We start from the raw sequence: 17,613 nt of genomic DNA on the forward strand, positions 1-17,613 counted from the left end.
GGTACGTTCACCGGGTGACGCACGTGACCGCAAGTTGCGGTTGAGCCGTACCCGCTGGTCACCCTGGTGGTGCCGGGTCCGCGTTCACACGTGGTTAACGGCCGGGCAACAGCCGGGAAAAGCGGACTTGCGACGCTGCACCCGGCCGATCAGTGCCGCTCGGCAGCCCGGCCCGCACCCGCGATCACGTTCGTTAAGGATGGCTTCACCGTGACCTACAAGGCTGAGTACATCTGGATAGACGGCACCGAGCCGACCGCGAAGCTGCGCTCAAAGACGAGGATCCTCGCCGATGGCGCCGAGCTCCCCATCTGGGGCTTCGACGGTTCCAGCACCAACCAGGCCGAGGGTCACGCCTCGGACCGCGTACTCAAGCCGGTGGCTTCCTACAAGGACCCGTTCCGCGGCGAGAACGACGTGCTGGTGATGTGTGAGGTCTTCAACATCGACGGCACCCCGCACGAGTCCAACACCCGCGCCGCGCTGCGCGATGTCGCGGAGAAGTTCGCCGGGCAGGAGTCGCTGTTCGGCATCGAGCAGGAGTACACCTTCTTCAAGGGCTCGCGCCCGCTCGGCTTCCCCGAGGGCGGCTTCCCCGCCCCGCAGGGCGGCTACTACTGCGGTGTCGGCGCCGACGAGATCTTCGGCCGCGAGATCGTCGAGAAGCACCTCGACAACTGCCTGACCGCGGGGCTCGGCATCTCCGGCATCAACGCCGAGGTCATGCCCGGCCAGTGGGAGTTCCAGGTCGGCCCGCTCAGCCCGCTGGACGTCTCCGACCAGCTGTGGGTGGCCCGTTGGCTGCTCTACCGCACCGCCGAGGAGTTCGGCGTCTCCGCCACCCTGGACGCCAAGCCGGCCAAGGGCGACTGGAACGGCGCGGGCGCGCACACCAACTTCTCCACCAAGGCGATGCGCGAGAACTACGCGGCGATCATCGAGGCCGCCGAGTCGCTCGGCCGCGACGAGAAGCCGCTGGAGCACATCAAGCACTACGGCTCCGGTGTCGAGGCCCGGCTGACCGGTGCGCACGAGACCGCGCCGTGGAACGAGTACAGCTACGGCGTCTCCAACCGCGGCGCCTCGGTCCGTATCCCGTGGCAGGTCGAGGTGGACCAGAAGGGCTACATCGAGGACCGCCGCCCGAACGCCAACATGGACCCGTACGTCGTCACCCGGCTGATCGTGGACACCTGCGGCACGGCCCTGGAGAAGGCCGGACTGGTCTGACCGGTCGGTTCCGTACGGCAGTTGTGACACGGCAGTGCTGACACGGCAGTCGTGACAGAGCAGTTGTGACAGGAAGGGCGCCCGCCGGGAGGTGGGCGCCCTTCCTGTGTGCTCCGCCCTTCCGGTGCCGCCCGGCGCCGTTTCGAGTGACCATCGGATGAACCACTCGTTTGACACCGCGTGAACACGCGACCACAACAAGCCACCACGTCCGCCTCCGGGATTCCCGCCGGCTCCCGTCCCGTCGCGGTGGAAGAGGCGGAAGCCGCGCTGGTCGAGCACTATCCGCGGCTGGTACGGCTGGCGTATCTGACCCTGCCGGCCGGCCTCGGCAAGCACCGCAGAGTGCTGGTGGCACACCGCCTCGTGCAGCGGGCGCTGCCCCGGTCCGGCACCCCGGCACCCGTCGCGGGCGGGGCGTACGGCCTCCTGCGCCGCGAAGTGCTCCGCGGGGCACTGGAGTTCGGGGCGTACGGCCGGTGGCGTACGGCGCTGGAAGCGGTACGGCCGCCGCAGGTGCTGGGGCTCCGGGTGCACCCCCGGGTCGGGGACGACGGCGAACTCGCCCTGGACCGCGCGCTGTCCGCGCTGCGGCCCGAGGCCCGGGCGGCCTTCGCGCTGCGGACGGCCGAGCGGCTGGACGCGGCGCACGCCCGGGCACTGCTGGCGGCGGCGGGGGCGGCCGACCCGCCGGGCGCGCTGCGCGCTGCGGCCGCGGTGGCGGCCGTACCTGATGTGCAACGGCTGCTGGCATCGGCGGAGTTCGACCCCGCCACGGTCCAGGCCCGCCCGACGGACCTGCTCCGCCGCAGGCAGCGGGTGCGGATCGGGCTCGCGGCGGTCGTGATGGTGGTGGCCGGCGGGCTGCTCATGTCGGTGTGGAGCGACGGGAGCACACCCCAGTACACGGCCGCCGCCGGTACGCCCGCGGGCGCCTCGTACGACACCGACCCGGCGGCGCTGGTCCGGGTGGCGCCGGACGCCTGGACGAGAACGGACCGGATGGACTTCACCGCCTGGCCGGCCCGCGGCGGCCGCACCTCCGACAAGGCGCTGCTGGCACGGGCGTTGGCGGTCTGGGCGAACCCGGGGCCGGATGTGGACGTCAGCGCCACGCCCGGCACCCCGCGTACCGGACCCGCCCGGCCGCCCCAGCTGCTCTTCGCGGGCGACGTCGACAACGCGACCGTGGTCCTGTTCCACGACGGTCTGCGGCTGGTCCGCTTCGCCCAGCCGCGCAGCGGCAACGGCCGGGCCGCGCTGGACTTCGCCCAGGTGCAGGACGCGGACATCACCACCGCGGCCGCGGTCGTGGTCAACCGGGTGGACGGCAACGCCCGCTTCCTGACCGCGCCCTGGGTGGCGGACGCGCAGTACCGCGACCTGCTCCGGCCGGACCGGCGGGGAACCGCGCTGCACCGCTCGGCGGACGGGGTGACCGACCCGGTGGCGATGCCCGGTGCGGGCGCGCCGGCCGGGAGCTGCGGCACGGCGTGGCCGGTGATGCGGCTGCGCTCCTCCCCCGAGGTCGCCCAGCGGCAGACGTTCCTCCTCACCGACCTCGGTGACCTCACCCCCGTCCACCTCACCTTCAGCCCGCCGCCCACCGCCGGGGTGCCCGCCGGGCAGCCGGGGGAGGTCACCGGCACGCAGGCGCTGGAGAGCTGGGCGCACGGCGCATGCCGGCTGGGCGGCTTGCGCGGGCAGGGCGTGCGGTCGGTCGACGCGTGGGAGTTCGCCAGGACCCCGCTGCCCGAAGGCCGCGGCGACGCGGCCTGGACCTGCGACCGCGCCGACACCTGGCGCGGCCCGGGGCAGGCGACGGTGCGGTTCGTACCCCCGGACGTCGCGGCGACCGCGCCCGGCACGGTGGCCGGTCAGCAGACCGGCGGGCGCGCGTGCGGCCCCTTCGGGCGGGAGGTGATGGCCGGGGTGATGTGGAAGTCCCCGGCCGGGCACTGGTATCTGCTCGCCGCCGGCAGCCGGGACGTCACCCGGATCACCGCTTCCGACGGGGTGGACGCCACCGCGGACGGACCGTTTCTCGCCACCCCGGCGCCGCCCGGGAGCCGTCCGGCGCTCAGCGCCAGGCTGAAGAGCGGCGGCACGCTCTCCCCGCTGACCGGGGACTGACCCGGCCGGCGGGCGGAGCGCTCACTCTCCGGTCCGCAGCCGCAGCACCATCGTCACGTTGTCACCCTCCCGGGTGTCCTCGTCCCAGCCCTGACTGGCGTAGAAGGCCCGGGCCCTGGCGTTCGGCGCGAAGACGTCCAGACTGGCGACCGCGAGCTTGGCGGCCCGCCACACCTCGACGCAGGCGCGGTGCAGGGCGGTGCCGGTGCCGGTGCGCCACACCTCGGGGTCGATGTGGAAGTGGAAGAGCTTGTCGCCGTCGAAGCGGGCGCCGAGGACGGCGAAGCCCACCACGTGGTCGTCGCGGACCGCGCAGAGTACGGTCCGCTCCCGCGAGGTGATCGCCTGCTGGGTGCCGACGCGCTGCCGTTCGAGTTCCTCGGGGCCGCTGTACGCCTCGGGCGGCAGGTGGCCCCGGTAGTACGTCGCCCGGGCCCGGGCGTGGACGTCGCAGATGGCGTCCAGGTCCTCGATGAGGGCGGGCCGGATCACGACGGGCGATTTGCTCATGGGTACATGGACGCCCAGGGCGGCGATTCAGTTCCCCGGAAGTGGCCGGAAGTGACGCTTCTCACCGTTTGGGTAACCGGTCGCCGGCGGAAGGGACCCGCGGCGGGCCGGACCGGGGGTCAGGACCCGGACCGGCCCGCCGCGGATCAGCCGGAGGTCGTCCGGCCGTCGTGAACGCCGAGTTGAACGCCGAGTTGAACGCCGCCTCGAACGCCGTCTTGAACACCCTGTTGGAATACCGCCACCGTACGCGCGGGCACCGTGAAGGTGCCGGACGAGGGGGCGTAGCCGGCGGTCCTCACCACCGGGTCGGCCCCGTGCGCCTGCACCGGGTGCAGGGCGTAGCGCGTGCCGGCCAGGGAGGCGATCCGCTGGTCCTGGCGCTGCGGGGTGGCGTTGATGACGACGACGAGGTCACCGGTCTTCATGGTGATCACGCCGGGCGTCTCGCCGGTGCCGGACAGCGGGAAGGAGAGCTGCCGCTGGACCTCGGCCGACGTACTGAGGTGGAACGCGGGCTCGGCGGTGCGGATCCGCAGCAGGTCCTGGTACGCGGCCGAGGCGGCGTTGATCTGCGCGCAGCCGGGGGTGGCGGTGGGATTGGTCAACAAGGGCCTGGCGTAGGGCCACTTGTCCTGGTTGTCGGCGGCCGGGGGCAGACCCCGGCCGAAGCCGTTGCCCTGGTCGCAGGTCCAGTGGATGGCGTTGAACCAGTCGCCCGACTCGTAGGAGTTGCGGTCGAGCGACTTGGAGCGCAGCAGGTCGGAGCCCGCCTGGTAGAGCGCGGGGCCCTGGGAGAGGGCGGCGGTGGACTCGGCGACGACCTGCATCCTGGCCCGGTCGGCGGCTGAGGTGGCGGCCGGGAGTTTGTAGGTGAGGGCGTCGTAGAGGGTTTCGTTGTCGTGCGCGTCCACATAGGCGAGGGCGTCGCCTGGCGCGTCGGCGTAGCCGGCGGGGGCGCCGTTGTAGTCGACCTCGGCGCCGGTGACCTGTCGGCCGTCGGAGCCGGTGAAGGTGAAGCGGCTCAGATTGCCGGTGAGGCCGACTTTGATCAGATCCTGGTAGTGCAGCAGGCGCGCCTTCTGCTCCGCCGGAGTGCCGTTGGCGGCCGAGGAGTTGGGGTCGGTGTAGAGGCCGGAGCCGAAGCCCTGGACGCCCGGGTCGGCATCGAAGGGGCTGCCGCCGCGCACCGCGTCGCGGGCCCGGTCGGAGAAGGTGGCGACGCCGGTGCCGGCCATGTTGGCCTGGGTGGCCTGGACGAAGCGGGCGTCGTCGGCGACTTCGCCGAAGTTCCAGCCCTCGCCGTAAAGGATGATGTTCTTGCCGTCGACTCCGTCCTGGGCGACGGTGAGGGCGTCGAGCGCCCTGCGGACGGCGAGGATGTTCTCCTTCGGGTGGAAGCCCATCAGGTCGAACCGGAAGCCGTCGACCTTGTACTCCCTTGCCCAGGTGACGATCGAGTCGACCACGAGCTTGCCCATCATCGTGTTCTCGGGCGCGGTGTCGGAGCAGCAGGTGCCGGTGGCCACCGAACCGTCGGGCATGAGCCGCTGGTAGTAGCCGGGCACGATCTTGTCGAGCACGGAGGCGCCGTCCTGGCCACTGGCCGCGGTGTGGTTGTAGACCACGTCCATCACCACACGCAGCCCGGCGTTGTTGAGCCCCTGCACCATCTGCCGGAACTCCACCGTCCGGCCGGCCCCTTCGGGGTCCTTGGCGTACGAGCCCTCGGGGACGGTGTAGTGGAAGGGGTCGTAGCCCCAGTTGTACGCGTCGGTGGCCTTGGTCCAGGCCACGCACGCCTGTTGCCGGTCGCTGTCGGGGGCGTAGGAGGCCAGGTCGCAGTCGGGGGCGCTCTGGTCCTTCGCCTGTTCGGGGACGCTGGAGAAGTCGAAGGCGGGCAGCAGGTGGACATGGGTGATGCCGGCCTTGGCGAGGTCGGTCAGATGGGTCATGCCGGCCGAGTGGGTGGCGGTGAACGCGGTGTACTTGCCGCGGTCCGGCGCCGGGACGGTGGCGTCGGCGATCGAGAAGTCCCGGATGTGCAGCTCCTGGATCTGGGCCCGGCTGATCGGCACGGCCGCGGGTTTACGCTGCCGCGCCCAGCCCGCGGGGGCGAGTTCCGGGTCGTCCAGGTCCACCAGCAGGCTCTGCCGCGAGTCGGCGGTCAGCGCGACCGCGTACGGATCGGTGACCTTGTTGACCACCAACTGCCCGGCGCTGGGCGCCCAGACGGTCACGTCGTAGAGATACGCCTTCCCCGTCCAGGACGTGGGACCGGTCACCGACCAGACGCCGCTCGCCGGATCCCGCCGCATCGGCACGGTCCGGCCGGCGATCTCCACCGAGACGGTGCGGGCGGTCGGCGCCCACAGCGACAGGCTGGGGGTGCCGTGCCGGAACACCGGCCCGAGAGCCGCGTGCTGGGCCTTGCCCGCGTAGAGGTCGTCGAGGACGCCCTGGGTCTGTACGCCGGTGGCGGCCAGCAGCGCGCCGTTGGCGGCGCGCCGGGTGGCGATCAGCTGGCCGCGCAGCGCGTCGTCGGTCCTGCCGCGGTCGCGGGGGTCGACGGTGAAGGCGGTGTAGCCCTTCAGCTGCGGGAACCTGGCGAGTTGCGCCGCGGTGAGGTCGGTCTTCGCCAGCCGCAGCCAGTGGCCTTCGCCGGACAGGGCGCCGTCCTTGACGGTGATGCCGCCGTCGGGGGCGTAGACGAGCTGCTGGGAGGCGGAGGGGACGGCGGTCCGCCAGGCGACGGTGTTCCGGTCGATCCACTGGGCCGCGGACGTGGAGAGGTCCACGTCGGCTTCCGGTCCCTTGGGTTGCGGCAGCAGGTGGTTGGCCGTGCCGTCCAGCAGCCACACCTCGTGACCGGTGCCGGTGAGGTCCAGCGACTGGTCGCTGGGCAGGTCCTTGGTGTCGCCGTTGTGGATGATGTAACTGAGCGCGGTGGCCCCGGCGGCCAGCGGTACGTCGAACTCGGCGCCGTACGGGTCGATTCTGGTCGGCCGCAGCGGCGCCGTCCACTCGGTCGGCTCGGCGGCGCCGGCCCACACGTGCAGGCCCCAGCCGGTGTAGTCGCCGTCGGCCCGGTGGTAGTGGATCACCGCCTTGGCGGGGTCCTGCGGCGGGTAGGCGCCGTCCGGTGGGGTGGTGGCGACGTCCGGGCTGCCCTGCTTGATCCAGACCTCGCCGGTGGCGGAGAGGTCGATGGTGCGGTCGGCGGCGGTGTCCTTCACGCCGTTCTTGTCGACCACGAGGAAGCCGGCCCCGGTGGCGCCGGGCTTCAGCTTCACATAGGCGAAGGCCCCGTAGGCGTCGCGGCCGGTGAAGGGGTGGCCGGCCGGGAAGGTGGTGGCTTCGCCGTCGGCGAGGTCGCCCCAGGCGTACAGGTTCCAGTCGGCGTAGGCGCCGTCGCCGCGCTGGTAGTGCACGACCGCGTAGTCGCGGCTGACCGCGGTGGGCGGCGTGGTGACCGGCGGGGCGCCGGCCACCGTGGCGGCGGTGGCGGCTGCCGTGCGGCCGGCCGAGTCGACGACAACGGCCTTGTACCGTACGGGTGTTCCGGCCGGGGCCGTGAGGACCTGGGTGACCCGGTAGGGGGCGTGGTCGGCCGAACCCAGCACCTGCCAGGGCGCGTTGCCGGTCTGGGCGGCGAAGACCACCCGGTTGAGGCCGCCGCCGGTCACGTCCGCGCCGATGACGGTGGTGCCGGTCGCCCCGGGGGCGGGGGCGGTCAGGGTGATCGCGGGCCCGGACGGTGCCACGGGCAGGGGCGTGGTGGCCTGGTAGACGACGGCTCGCAGGGGCGGCACTGTGATCGTCACGGTGCCACCGGTGGCATTCAGCGAACCGCCGGCGCCGTAAATGCCGCGGTAGACGCCCTTGTTGCCGGTCGGCACGGTGACGGTCCGCGCGGTGGTGGCGTTGTTGACGGCCACCAGGTAGTCGTCGCGGGTACGCGGGTCGGTGCGCGAGTAGGCGTAGACGCCCGCGGCGGTGCCGGGTGCGGTGTACCGCTCGGTCTGTACGCCGTCCCGGAGCGCCGGGTGGTCCTTGGTGAGCTTCGACAGGGCGGCGATGGTCCGGTAGAGCGGGTGGGTGGGGTCGTACGCGTCCCTGGCCGCCGTGCGGTCCGTGCCGATCTCGTCGTCGTCGAGGTAGTCGGGCACCTGCGAGGCGAACATCGTCTGCCGGGCGTCCTTGTCGCCGCCCGCGCCGGTGAAGCCCTGCTCGTCGCCGTAGTAGACCACCGGGTTGCCGCGGCCGAGGAACATCACCTCGTCGGCGAACTGGTCGCGGCGCAGGAGTTCGGCGTCGTCCGCGTGCGGGTTGTCCTGCCGGAGGAAGGAGCCGATCCGGCCCATGTCGTGGTTGCCGAGGAAGGTGACCTCCTCGTACGCGTTGGCCTTGTCGGTGGTGTAGCGGTAGTCCTGCCCGTAGACGTTGGCGAGCCGGCTCGGCGGTGCGCCCTGTGAGGCGTAGGCGCGGGCCGCGTCCTGGAACGGGAAGTCGAGGGTCGCGTCCAGCCGCCCCTGGGTGACGTACGGCGAGGTGACGGCCGGGTCGGCGTCGTACGTCTCACCGAACATGAAGAAGTTCTTCCGGCCGTGCCGGGCCGCGTAGGTGTCGAGTGCGGTGGCCCACTGGGTCCAGAACGGCAGGTCGACGTTCTTGACGGTGTCGATCCGGAAGCCGTCGACGGCGTAGTCCGCGACCCACTTCTGGTAGATCCTCTCCATGCCGCGCACGACCTCGGGCCGCTGTGTCCACAGGTCGTCGAGCCCGCTGAAGTCGCCCTGGTCGGCGCTCTCGCCGGCGAAGGCCGAGTCGCCCCGGTTGTGGTACATCGCCGGGTCGTTGAGCCACGCCGGGACCTTGGCGTCCTTCCGGTCCGCGGGCACGGTCGGGGTGCGCGGGAAGGAGGCGGTGGTGACGGCCGGGAAGGGGCGGCTGCCGTCGGCGTAGGCGTCGTCGTCGAAGGGGGTGCCGTCCTTGTCGAGGTACGGGAAAGCGCCCTTGGAGAGGTAGTCGTAGGTGGCGGCGGTGTTGCCGACCACGTCCGCGGTGTGGTTGGTGATGACGTCGAAGAAGATCTTCATGCCCTTGGCGTGGGCGGTCGCGATCAGTCTTCTCAGGTCGTCGTTGGTGCCGAAGTGCGGGTCGACCTGGGTGAAGTCGGTTATCCAGTAGCCGTGGTAGCCCGCCGAGGCGTCGGTACCCGTCCCCTGCACCGGCTGGTTCTTGAAGATCGGCGCCATCCAGATGGCGGTGGTGCCCAGGCCCTTGATGTAATCCAGCTTCCGCGTCAGCCCCTTGAGGTCGCCGCCCTGGTAGAACCCCTTGTCGGTGGGGTCGTAACCGGTCGTCAGCCGGCTCCCGGTCAGCCCGCCCCGGTCGTTGGACGGGTCGCCGTCGGCGAACCGGTCCGGCATGACGAAGTAGAACTGTTCGCGCGTGTCGTCGTGCCGCGCGGGCTGCGCGGCGAGCGCCTTGTCGGACGGGGGCGGCGGCGGATTCCGGGGCGCGCCGTGCGCGGACGCGTTCGGCCCCAGCAGGGCCACCAGCGCGGTGAGTGCGGTGACGGCGGCGGCGCGGCGGCGCCGGGGGGAAGGCGGCGGGGGCAGCCTGAGCTGCTGGGCCACGGGCGGTTCTCCTTGCGGCTGTCCGCCGCCGGGGCGACGGAGAAGGGGAGGCCTCGCGCCCGGACCCACGCGCCTGGAAACCGGGTGCCGCTCCGGCGTCGGTGCCGGAGTTGACCGGGACGGTATCCCTCCCGGGCGGATTTCAGCAAGATGTTGTAAGGGTTTCCAGGGCGGCCGTGTCCCCCGGTGCCACAGCGCCCCGGCACTCCGTGCCGCCGCAACAGGTGCGCTCACAGGGCTGTTTGACGGGTCCTGAGGAAAGTTTCTTGCAACCACTTTCGCAAGCTGTTGCATCGCTGTTACGGTCCTCCCCAGCCCGAGCCGAAACAGCAGGAACAGGGCCAACGGGCACTTCCCTCTTCAAGGAGCACAGGTATGCGACGCGGCATATCCGCCGTGGCGATGGCCGCGGCCGTCGTTCTCGGAGTCACCGCTTGTGGTGGCGGCAGTGACAGCAAGGGTGACAAGGCCGGGGCGGCCAAGGACCCGCAGGCGGTCTCGGGGACCCTCACGTACTGGGACACCTCCGACGCCAAGAACGAGGCTCCGGCGTATCAGGCACTCGTCAAGGACTTCGAGGCGAAGTACCCGAAGATCAAGGTCAATTACCAGAACGTGGACTTCACCACCGTGGAGCAGAAGTTCAAGGCGTCGGCGCAGAGCGGGAAGGGCGCGCCGGACGTGATCCGCACCGACGTCGGGCTGATCCCGGAGTACGCGAGCCTGCACTACATCGCCCCGCTGGACGGGACCGCGGCGCTGCAGGACACGCAGGACTTCGTGCCGGGCCCGCTGGACACCACCAAATACGACGGGAAGACCTACGGCGTCCCGTCGGTCACCGACACCCTGGCGCTCCTCTACAACAAGGACATCTTCAGCAAGGCGGGGATCAGCACACCGCCGGCCACCTGGGACGAACTGATCGCGGACGCCGCCACCATCAAGGCCAAGGTGCCGGGCGTCACGGGCACTTACGTCAACCCGGACGCGTACTTCCTGCTGCCGCTGCTCTTCGGGGAGAACGCCGACCTCGCCGACCCGGCCGGCAAGAAGGTCACCGTCAACTCCCCCGAGGCGGTCAAGGCGGTGACCGAGGCGAAGAAGATCTACGACACCTCCTCGCTGAAGGTGGACTTCGCCAGCGCCTACGACAACATGCAGACGTCGTTCCGGACCGGCAAGGTCGCCATGCTCATCCAGGGCCCCTGGTCGGTGGGGGACGACCTGACCGGCTCCGCCTTCCAGGGCAAGGCGGACAACCTCGGGTACGCGCCGGTGCCGGCCGGCTCCTCCGGCAAGGCGCTGGCGCCCACCGGCGGCCACGACCTCGCGGTCTACCAGGGCTCCAAGAACATCGACGCCGCCTATCTGTTCACGCAGTTCATGACGTCCTCACAGGCGCAGCAGCAGATCGCGCTGAAGAACGGCACGCTGCCCACCCGTACCTCCGCCTACACCGACGCGGTGCTGAAGAACCAGACCATCGCCGGCTTCAAGCCGATCATGGACACCGCCCGGCCGCGGGTCGCGCTCCCCCAGGTCGGCAGCCTCTTCACGCCGCTGCAGCAGCAGTACATCAAGATCCTCCAGGGCCAGGTCACGGTGCAGGCCGGGCTCGACGCCGCCGCGAAGGAGTTCGGCAAGCTGCTGCCCGGCTTCACCGTGCAGTAGCCGCCCCCGCCAGTTCCGGACCGGCCGGCCGGGGTCCCCGTACACCCGGGGCCCACGCGCCCGGCCGGCCGGTCCGGTCAGCCCGCCCCGTGCGGCCCACCGGCCCAGGCGGCCGGCACCCGCCGTACGACGATCAGAGACGAGAAGAGCCGAGGAGCGATGACCACCGCAACCATGGACGAACCCGCCCGGCGCACGGCCCGCCCGCCGCGCGCTCCACGGCCCGGTCCGGTGACGTCGATCAGGCGGTCGTGGGACAGGCACTGGTACGCCTGGGCGATGGTCGCCCCGGTGGTCATCGTGATCGGCGTGCTGGTGCTGTACCCGCTGGGATACGGCCTGTACTTGTCGTTCACCGACGCCACCGAACTCAACGTCGCCAAGGACATCGGCCCGGTCCACATCGGCGCCGGCTACCACTTCGTGGGCCTGCACAACTACTGGCAGATCATCTCCGGCCAGGACGGGGACTTCTACCCGCGCCTGGAGTGGACGGTGGTGTGGACGGTCTCCTGCGTGGCGATCACCTATGCCATCGGCCTCGGCATGGCGATGCTGCTCAACCGCCCGGTGAAGTTCCGGCTCTTCTACCGGCTGGCGCTGATCCTCCCCTGGGCGGTGCCCGCCTTCATCGGGGTCTTCGCCTGGCGGCTGATGTTCAACTCGCAGTACGGCGTCTTCAACGACATCGTCACCAGCGTCGGGCTGCCCGCCCAGGACTGGCTGGGCACGCCCTTCGCCCAGAAGGTCGCGGTGATCATCGTGAACGTCTGGTGCGGGGTGCCGTTCATGATGGTGGCGCTGCTCGGCGGGCTGCAGTCGATCCCCGGCGAGCTCTTCGAGGCGGCCGAGATGGACGGCGCCTCCCCGCTCCAGCGCTTCCTCAACGTGACGCTGCCCGGGGTACGGCCGGTCACCAGCACGGTCGTGCTGCTGAGCACCGTGTGGACATTCAATATGTTCCCGATCATTTTCTTGCTGCTCGGCAACAACACCACGGGCGACACCGACATTCTGGTGACCTTCGCCTACACGAAGGCTTTCACGGGAGTGTCCGACTACTCCGGGGCCGCCACCTACGGCATCGTCATTCTTCTGATCCTGGTGGCCTTCTCCACGTTCTACCGCCGCCAGTTGAAGACGCAGGACTAGGAGCCGCCGCCATGAGCGCCACCACAGAAAGCGGCTCCGCCGCCCGCCCCCGTAGCACCGCGCCCACCGCCCGGCGGACCGGGCGGCGGGCCTACCGCGGCCGCGGCCGGCGCAGCCCCGGCATGTCGGTCGCCCTGCACGCCACCTTGATCGCCGCCAGCGCCACCGCGGTCTTCCCGGTGCTGTGGATCGTCTTCATCTCGCTGGGCCCCAGCAGCGCCTGGCAGCAGCCGGGTGAGGTCGTCCACCATCTGGGCCTGGAGAACTACCGCTTCGTCCTGCTGCACAGCGACTTCCCCACCTGGTTCCTCAACTCGGTGATCGTCGCCGCGGCCACCACCGTGGTGGGGGTGCTGATCGCCGCCAGCGCCGGGTACGCGATCTCCCGGATGCGCTTCCCCGGCCACCGGTCGCTGATGTGGACCTTTCTGATCACCCAGATGTTCCCGGTGGCGGTGCTGATCGTGCCGCTCTACAACCTGCTGGCGCAGCTGGACCTGCTCGACACCTACCTCGGGCTGGTGCTGGTGTACTGCACCATCGCGGTGCCGTTCTGCGCCTGGATGCTCAAGGGCTACTTCGACACCATCCCCCGCGAGATCGACGAGGCGGGCCGGGTGGACGGCCTCAACCCGTTCGGCACCTTCTGGCGGCTGATCGTGCCGCTGGCCCGGCCGGGACTGGCGGTCACCGCCTTCTACACCTTCCTCACCGCGTGGGGCGAGGTCGCCTACTCCAACCAGTTCATGCGCGGCGGGCACACCACGCTGGCGGTCGGCATCCGTACCTTTGCCGCGGACCAGCGCGCCGACTGGGGCTCGCTGACGGCCGCCTCCGTGGTCATCGCGATACCCGCGGGACTGGTCTTCCTGCTCGTCCAACGGCACCTGGTGACCGGCCTGACGGCCGGCGGCACCAAGGGCTGACACCCCATCGGATCCCTTCAACGGCACCTCCGCACAGGCCCCTCGCAAAGGAAGTCATGAGCCAGCACCTCACCGACGCGCCCAGCTCCGCCGCCGACAACGCCGACGCCCCAGCCCCAGCCGCTGCCGACGACGCTGCCGCCGACGACGCTGCCGCCGCCGAGCGCGGAGACTGGTGGCGCGACGCGGTCATCTACCAGGTGTACCCGCGCAGTTTCGCCGACGGGAACGGTGACGGCATGGGCGACCTGCCGGGCATCACCGCCCGGCTGCCGTACCTGCGGGACCTGGGTGTGGACGCGGTGTGGCTGTCCCCCTTCTACGCGTCCCCGCAGGCCGACGCGGGCTACGACGTGGCGGACTACCGTGCGGTGGACCCGATGTTCGGCAGCCTGACGGACGCCGACGAGCTGGTACGGGCCGCGCACGAGCTGGGTCTGCGGGTGATCGTGGACCTGGTGCCGAACCACTGCTCGGACCAGCACGAGTGGTTCAAGCGGGCGCTGCGCGAGGGCCCGGGATCGCCGCTGCGGGAACGCTTCCACTTCCGGCCCGGCAAGGGCGCGCACGGTGAACTCCCGCCCAACGACTGGGAGTCCATCTTCGGCGGCCCGGCCTGGACCCGTACGACCGACCCGGACGGTACGCCCGGCGAGTGGTATCTGCACCTGTTCGCGCCGGAGCAGCCGGACTTCAACTGGCAGCATCCCGCGGTGCACGACGAGTTCCGCTCCGTACTGCGCTTCTGGCTGGACCTGGGCACCGACGGCTTCCGGGTCGACGTGGCGCACGGCCTGATCAAGGCGGAGGGACTGCCGGACATCGGGCACGCCGAACAGCTGTCCCTGCTGGGCACGTCGGCGATGCCGTACTTCGACCAGGACGGGGTGCACGAGATCTACCGGGACTGGCGGCGGGTGCTGGACGAGTACGCCCCCAGGCTCCGTCCGGGAGGCGCGCCCAGCGACCGGATCGCGGTGGCCGAGGCGTGGACGCCGACGATCGAGCGGGCGGCGCTCTACCTGCGGCCCGACGAGCTGCACCAGGCGTTCAACTTCGAGTATCTGACGACCTCCTGGGACGCGGGGGCGCTCCGCGAGGTGATCGACAAGTCGCTGGGCGCGATGTCGGCGGTGGGCGCGCCCGCGACCTGGGTGCTCTCCAACCACGATGTCACCCGCCACACCACGCGGTTGGGCAACCCCCCTGGTGCGGGAACGCAGTTGCGTGAGGCGGGCGACCGCGAGCTGGGGCTGCGCCGGGCCCGGGCGGCCACCTTGCTGATGCTGGCACTGCCCGGTTCTGCCTACCTCTACCAGGGCGAGGAGCTGGGACTGCCGGACGTCACGGACCTGCCGGACGAGGTACGGCAGGACCCGTCGTTCTTCCGCGCCGCCGGGCAGGACGGCTTCCGCGACGGGTGCCGGGTGCCGCTGCCGTGGTCGGGCACCGAGCCGCCGTACGGCTTCGGGCCGCGGCCGGGCGGCCCGAGCTGGCTGCCGCAGCCGCCGAGCTGGGCGGCGCTGAGCGTCGAGGCGCAGACCGGCGACCCGGAGTCCACGCTGGAGCTCTACCGGGCGGCGCTCGCGCTGCGCCGCGAGCACCCGGCGCTGGGCGCGGGCACCGCGGTCACCTGGCTGAACGCCCCCGACGGGGTGCTCGCCTTCCGCCGCGACAGCGCCGACGGCCGCGCCTTCGTCTGCACGGTCAACCTCACCGGGGCCCCGGTGACGCTCCCGGCCCCCGGCCGCGAACTCCTCTCCAGCGGCGCCCCGGCGACCTCGGTGGCCGCCCCATCCGCCCAGGACGCCGCTTCCCCGGCCACGACGGCGGCACTCGCCCCCGCCACCGGTCAGCAGGGAGACCCCGCCACCCCGCCGGCTGAAACGTCCGCCGCCATCCCGGCCCCCGCGGACCCGCCCGCGGCGGAAGCGGCCCCCACCGACGGCCGCGATCCCGCTCACACCGCACCCCGGCCCGCGGCCCCGGCCGCCGGTCCCGGGCAGGCCCCGCCCGCGGCCCGGGCGGCGAGTCCAGCCGCGGGCCCGGCGCCGGCACCCCTCACCGGCAGCGCCGCGGCCCGCTCCGGGGAGGCCCCGGCCGCCGGGGCGGGGGCGGAGGGGGGCGGGGCGGTTCGTGGTGATTACGCCATCTGTGTCGCCATCGCGGCAGACACGGCAATTTGGTGGGCGATCTGACGTGGTGGCCTTCCGTCCCCTAGCATCCGGTGCTGTGACCGCGCGGCTCGCTGATATCGCAGCCCAGGCGGGGGTCAGTGAAGCAACGGTCAGCCGGGTGCTCAACGGCAAGCCCGGAGTCAGCGCGGCCACCCGTGAATCCGTGCTGGCCGCGCTCGACCTGCTGGGCTACGAACGGCCGGTGCGGCTGCGCCAGCGCAGCGCCGGTCTGGTCGGGCTGATCACCCCCGAGCTGGAGAACCCGATCTTCCCGGCCTTCGCCCAGATCATCGGGCAGGCCCTCACCCGGCAGGGCTACACCCCGGTGCTCGCCACCCAGACACCCGGCGGTTCCACCGAGGACGAACTCGTGGAGATGCTGGTGGAGCGCGGGGTGGCCGGCATCATCTTCGCCTCCGGCCTGCACGCCGACTCCACCGCCGACACCGAGCGGTACGCCCGCCTGCACGGCCAGGGCGTCCCCTTCGTCCTGATCAACGGCTACTCCGAGAAGATCGACGCCCCCTTCGTGTCGCCGGACGACGGCGGGGCGGTCCGGCTGGCCGTCACCCATTTGGCGGCGCTCGGGCACCGCAGGATCGGCCTGGCGGTCGGGCAGAGACGTTTCGTCCCCGTACAGCGCAAGATCGAGGGCTTCGTGGCGTCCACCGGCGACGTACTCGGCTGGTCGCCCGAGGAGGCGATGGCCCGGGTCCAGCACTCGCTCTTCACCCTGGAGGGCGGGCAGGCCGCCGCGGGCGCGCTCATCGCGGCCGGCTGCACCGCGATCGTCTGCGCCTCCGACATGATGGCGCTCGGCGCGATCCGGTCGGCCAGGGCGATGGGGCTCAAGGTGCCCTCCGACGTGTCGGTGGTCGGCTTCGACGACTCGCCGCTGATCGCGTTCACCGACCCGCCGCTGACCACCATCCGCCAGCCGGTGGCGGCGATGAGCCAGGCCGCGGTGAACGCCCTGCTGGAGGAGATCGGCGGCACCCCGGCACCGCACAGCGAATTCGTCTTCATGCCGGAGCTGGTGGTCCGCGGCTCGACCGCCGCGGTGCCGGCCGGCGACCCGGCGCATGGTTCCTCCTCCGGCGCACCCGCCGCCACCGGGCAGAACACGCGGCAGAGCACCCCGCACAACAGCCAGTTCCCGCCCCAGCGGCCTGCCTCCCGCACCCACCGCGGAACGTCCGGCCCCGCGGCCGGCTGAACCTGCGGAACGCCCCGAATCTGGCAGACTGGGGTCCTATGGGGGAACCGAGGACCGCGAACGGCCGATCGGACACCCCGCCGGACCCGACGGGGTCCCGGTCGACCCGGTCCGGATCAGGCGGATCCGGCTCGACGCAGTTCACCGCGTCCACCCCGGTGGGAGCCAGCGGGGTGGTCCACGAGGAGCCCCGCAACGCCCTGCTCACCCGCATCCGCCGGCCGCGCAGCCCGCGTGTCTGGTTCGAGGTGCTGCTGATCGGCTTCAGCTACTGGCTCTACTCCCAGATCAGGAACGCGGTCCCGGAGCAGCGGGGCGTGGCCCTGCGGCACGCGGATTCGGTCTGGTCCTTCGAGCAGCGCATCGGCCTGGGCGTCGAGCACGCCGTCAACCACGCGGTGAACTCCGTGACCTGGCTGATCGTCGGGATGAACTACTACTACGCCACGTTGCACTTCGTCATCACCATCGCGGTGCTGGTGTGGCTCTACCTCCGCCATCCCGGCCGTTTCGGGCCGGCCCGCTCGGTGCTCTTCCTCACCACCTGGCTGGCCCTGGTCGGCTTCTGGCTCTATCCGCTGGCGCCGCCCCGGCTGCTGCCGGGCGCCGGCTTCATCGACACCGTCCGGGTCCACGACACCTGGGGCTCGATGTCGCAGGGCGGCCTGTCGGAGGTCTCCAACCAGTACGCGGCGATGCCGTCGATGCACATCGGCTGGTCGCTGTGGTGCGGGATCACCGTCGCGACGCTGGCCAGACCGCTGTGGGTACGGATCCTTGCGGTGCTCTACCCGGTGGTGACCCTGGTGGTGATCGTCTCCACCGGCAACCACTTCTGGATGGACGCGGTGGGCGGCGCGGTCTGCCTGGCCGTCGGATACGCCGTGGTCTACCTGGTGTACGGGCGGTGGGTGTACCGGCTGCCGCGTTATCCCGAACCGGCGTGAGCCACC

9 protein-coding genes and 1 pseudogene are annotated in these 17,613 nt (G+C 71.6%); 8 read left to right on the plus strand and 2 right to left on the minus strand.

What is annotated here, in order from left to right; genetic code table 11:
- Window positions 1-210: 210 nt before the first annotated feature.
- Window positions 211-1,230 carry a glutamine synthetase gene (glnII, locus tag OG552_RS09100; protein WP_329131077.1) on the plus strand — a complete coding sequence of 340 codons (1,020 nt, stop codon included), beginning with the start codon at window positions 211-213 and terminating at the stop codon, window positions 1,228-1,230.
- A 180-nt stretch (window positions 1,231-1,410) separates the two neighbouring features.
- On the plus strand, window positions 1,411-3,363 hold the full coding sequence (locus OG552_RS09105) for a hypothetical protein (RefSeq protein ID WP_329131079.1): 1,953 nt from the start codon (window positions 1,411-1,413) through the stop codon (window positions 3,361-3,363).
- A 21-nt stretch (window positions 3,364-3,384) separates the two neighbouring features.
- Here OG552_RS09105 and OG552_RS09110 read toward each other — a convergent pair whose 3' ends face one another.
- Window positions 3,385-3,873, minus strand: a complete 489-nt coding sequence (locus OG552_RS09110; RefSeq protein ID WP_329131082.1) for a GNAT family N-acetyltransferase — start codon at window positions 3,871-3,873, stop codon at window positions 3,385-3,387.
- Between the two features lie 146 nt (window positions 3,874-4,019).
- The gene (gene pulA, locus OG552_RS09115; protein WP_329131084.1) at window positions 4,020-9,515 is read right to left on the minus strand and encodes a pullulanase-type alpha-1,6-glucosidase; all 5,496 of its coding nucleotides are present in this window, start codon (window positions 9,513-9,515) and stop codon (window positions 4,020-4,022) included.
- 375 nt (window positions 9,516-9,890) lie between these two features.
- On the opposite strand from pulA, the gene OG552_RS09120 reads away from it, so the two are divergent.
- The 6 genes and pseudogenes from OG552_RS09120 (at window position 9,891) to OG552_RS09145 (ending at window position 17,607) form a co-directional block, all read left to right on the plus strand.
- The gene (locus tag OG552_RS09120) at window positions 9,891-11,189 is read left to right on the plus strand and encodes an extracellular solute-binding protein (RefSeq protein WP_329131086.1); all 1,299 of its coding nucleotides are present in this window, start codon (window positions 9,891-9,893) and stop codon (window positions 11,187-11,189) included.
- Window positions 11,190-11,348: 159 nt separating this feature from the next.
- Window positions 11,349-12,341 carry a carbohydrate ABC transporter permease gene (locus tag OG552_RS09125; protein WP_329131088.1) on the plus strand — a complete coding sequence of 331 codons (993 nt, stop codon included), beginning with the start codon at window positions 11,349-11,351 and terminating at the stop codon, window positions 12,339-12,341.
- 11 nt (window positions 12,342-12,352) lie between these two features.
- On the plus strand, window positions 12,353-13,267 hold the full coding sequence (locus OG552_RS09130; RefSeq protein ID WP_443070896.1) for a sugar ABC transporter permease: 915 nt from the start codon (window positions 12,353-12,355) through the stop codon (window positions 13,265-13,267).
- Between the two features lie 56 nt (window positions 13,268-13,323).
- Window positions 13,324-15,096 (plus strand): annotated as a pseudogene (locus OG552_RS09135) (glycoside hydrolase family 13 protein); the annotation flags it as partial.
- A gap of 403 nt (window positions 15,097-15,499) precedes the next feature.
- Complete coding sequence (locus OG552_RS09140) at window positions 15,500-16,660, plus strand: LacI family DNA-binding transcriptional regulator (RefSeq protein WP_329131090.1); 1,161 nt, start codon at window positions 15,500-15,502, stop codon at window positions 16,658-16,660.
- Between the two features lie 173 nt (window positions 16,661-16,833).
- Window positions 16,834-17,607: a phosphatase PAP2 family protein gene (locus OG552_RS09145; protein ID WP_443070897.1), complete on the plus strand. Its 774-nt coding sequence runs from the start codon at window positions 16,834-16,836 to the stop codon at window positions 17,605-17,607.
- Window positions 17,608-17,613: the final 6 nt, after the last annotated feature.

The organism is Streptomyces sp. NBC_01476 (genome assembly GCF_036227265.1).
Taxonomy (GTDB): Bacteria; Actinomycetota; Actinomycetes; order Streptomycetales; family Streptomycetaceae; genus Actinacidiphila.

Bases quoted from the DNA above. Each gene is read 5' to 3' on its own strand.
- OG552_RS09110 (WP_329131082.1), bottom strand. From the start codon at position 3,873: ATGAGCAAATCGCCCGTCGTGATCCGGCCCGCCCTCATCGAGGACCTG.
- OG552_RS09130 (WP_443070896.1), top strand. From the start codon at position 12,353: ATGAGCGCCACCACAGAAAGCGGCTCCGCCGCCCGCCCCCGTAGCACC.
- OG552_RS09125 (WP_329131088.1), top strand. From the start codon at position 11,349: ATGACCACCGCAACCATGGACGAACCCGCCCGGCGCACGGCCCGCCCG.
- OG552_RS09120 (WP_329131086.1), top strand. From the start codon at position 9,891: ATGCGACGCGGCATATCCGCCGTGGCGATGGCCGCGGCCGTCGTTCTC.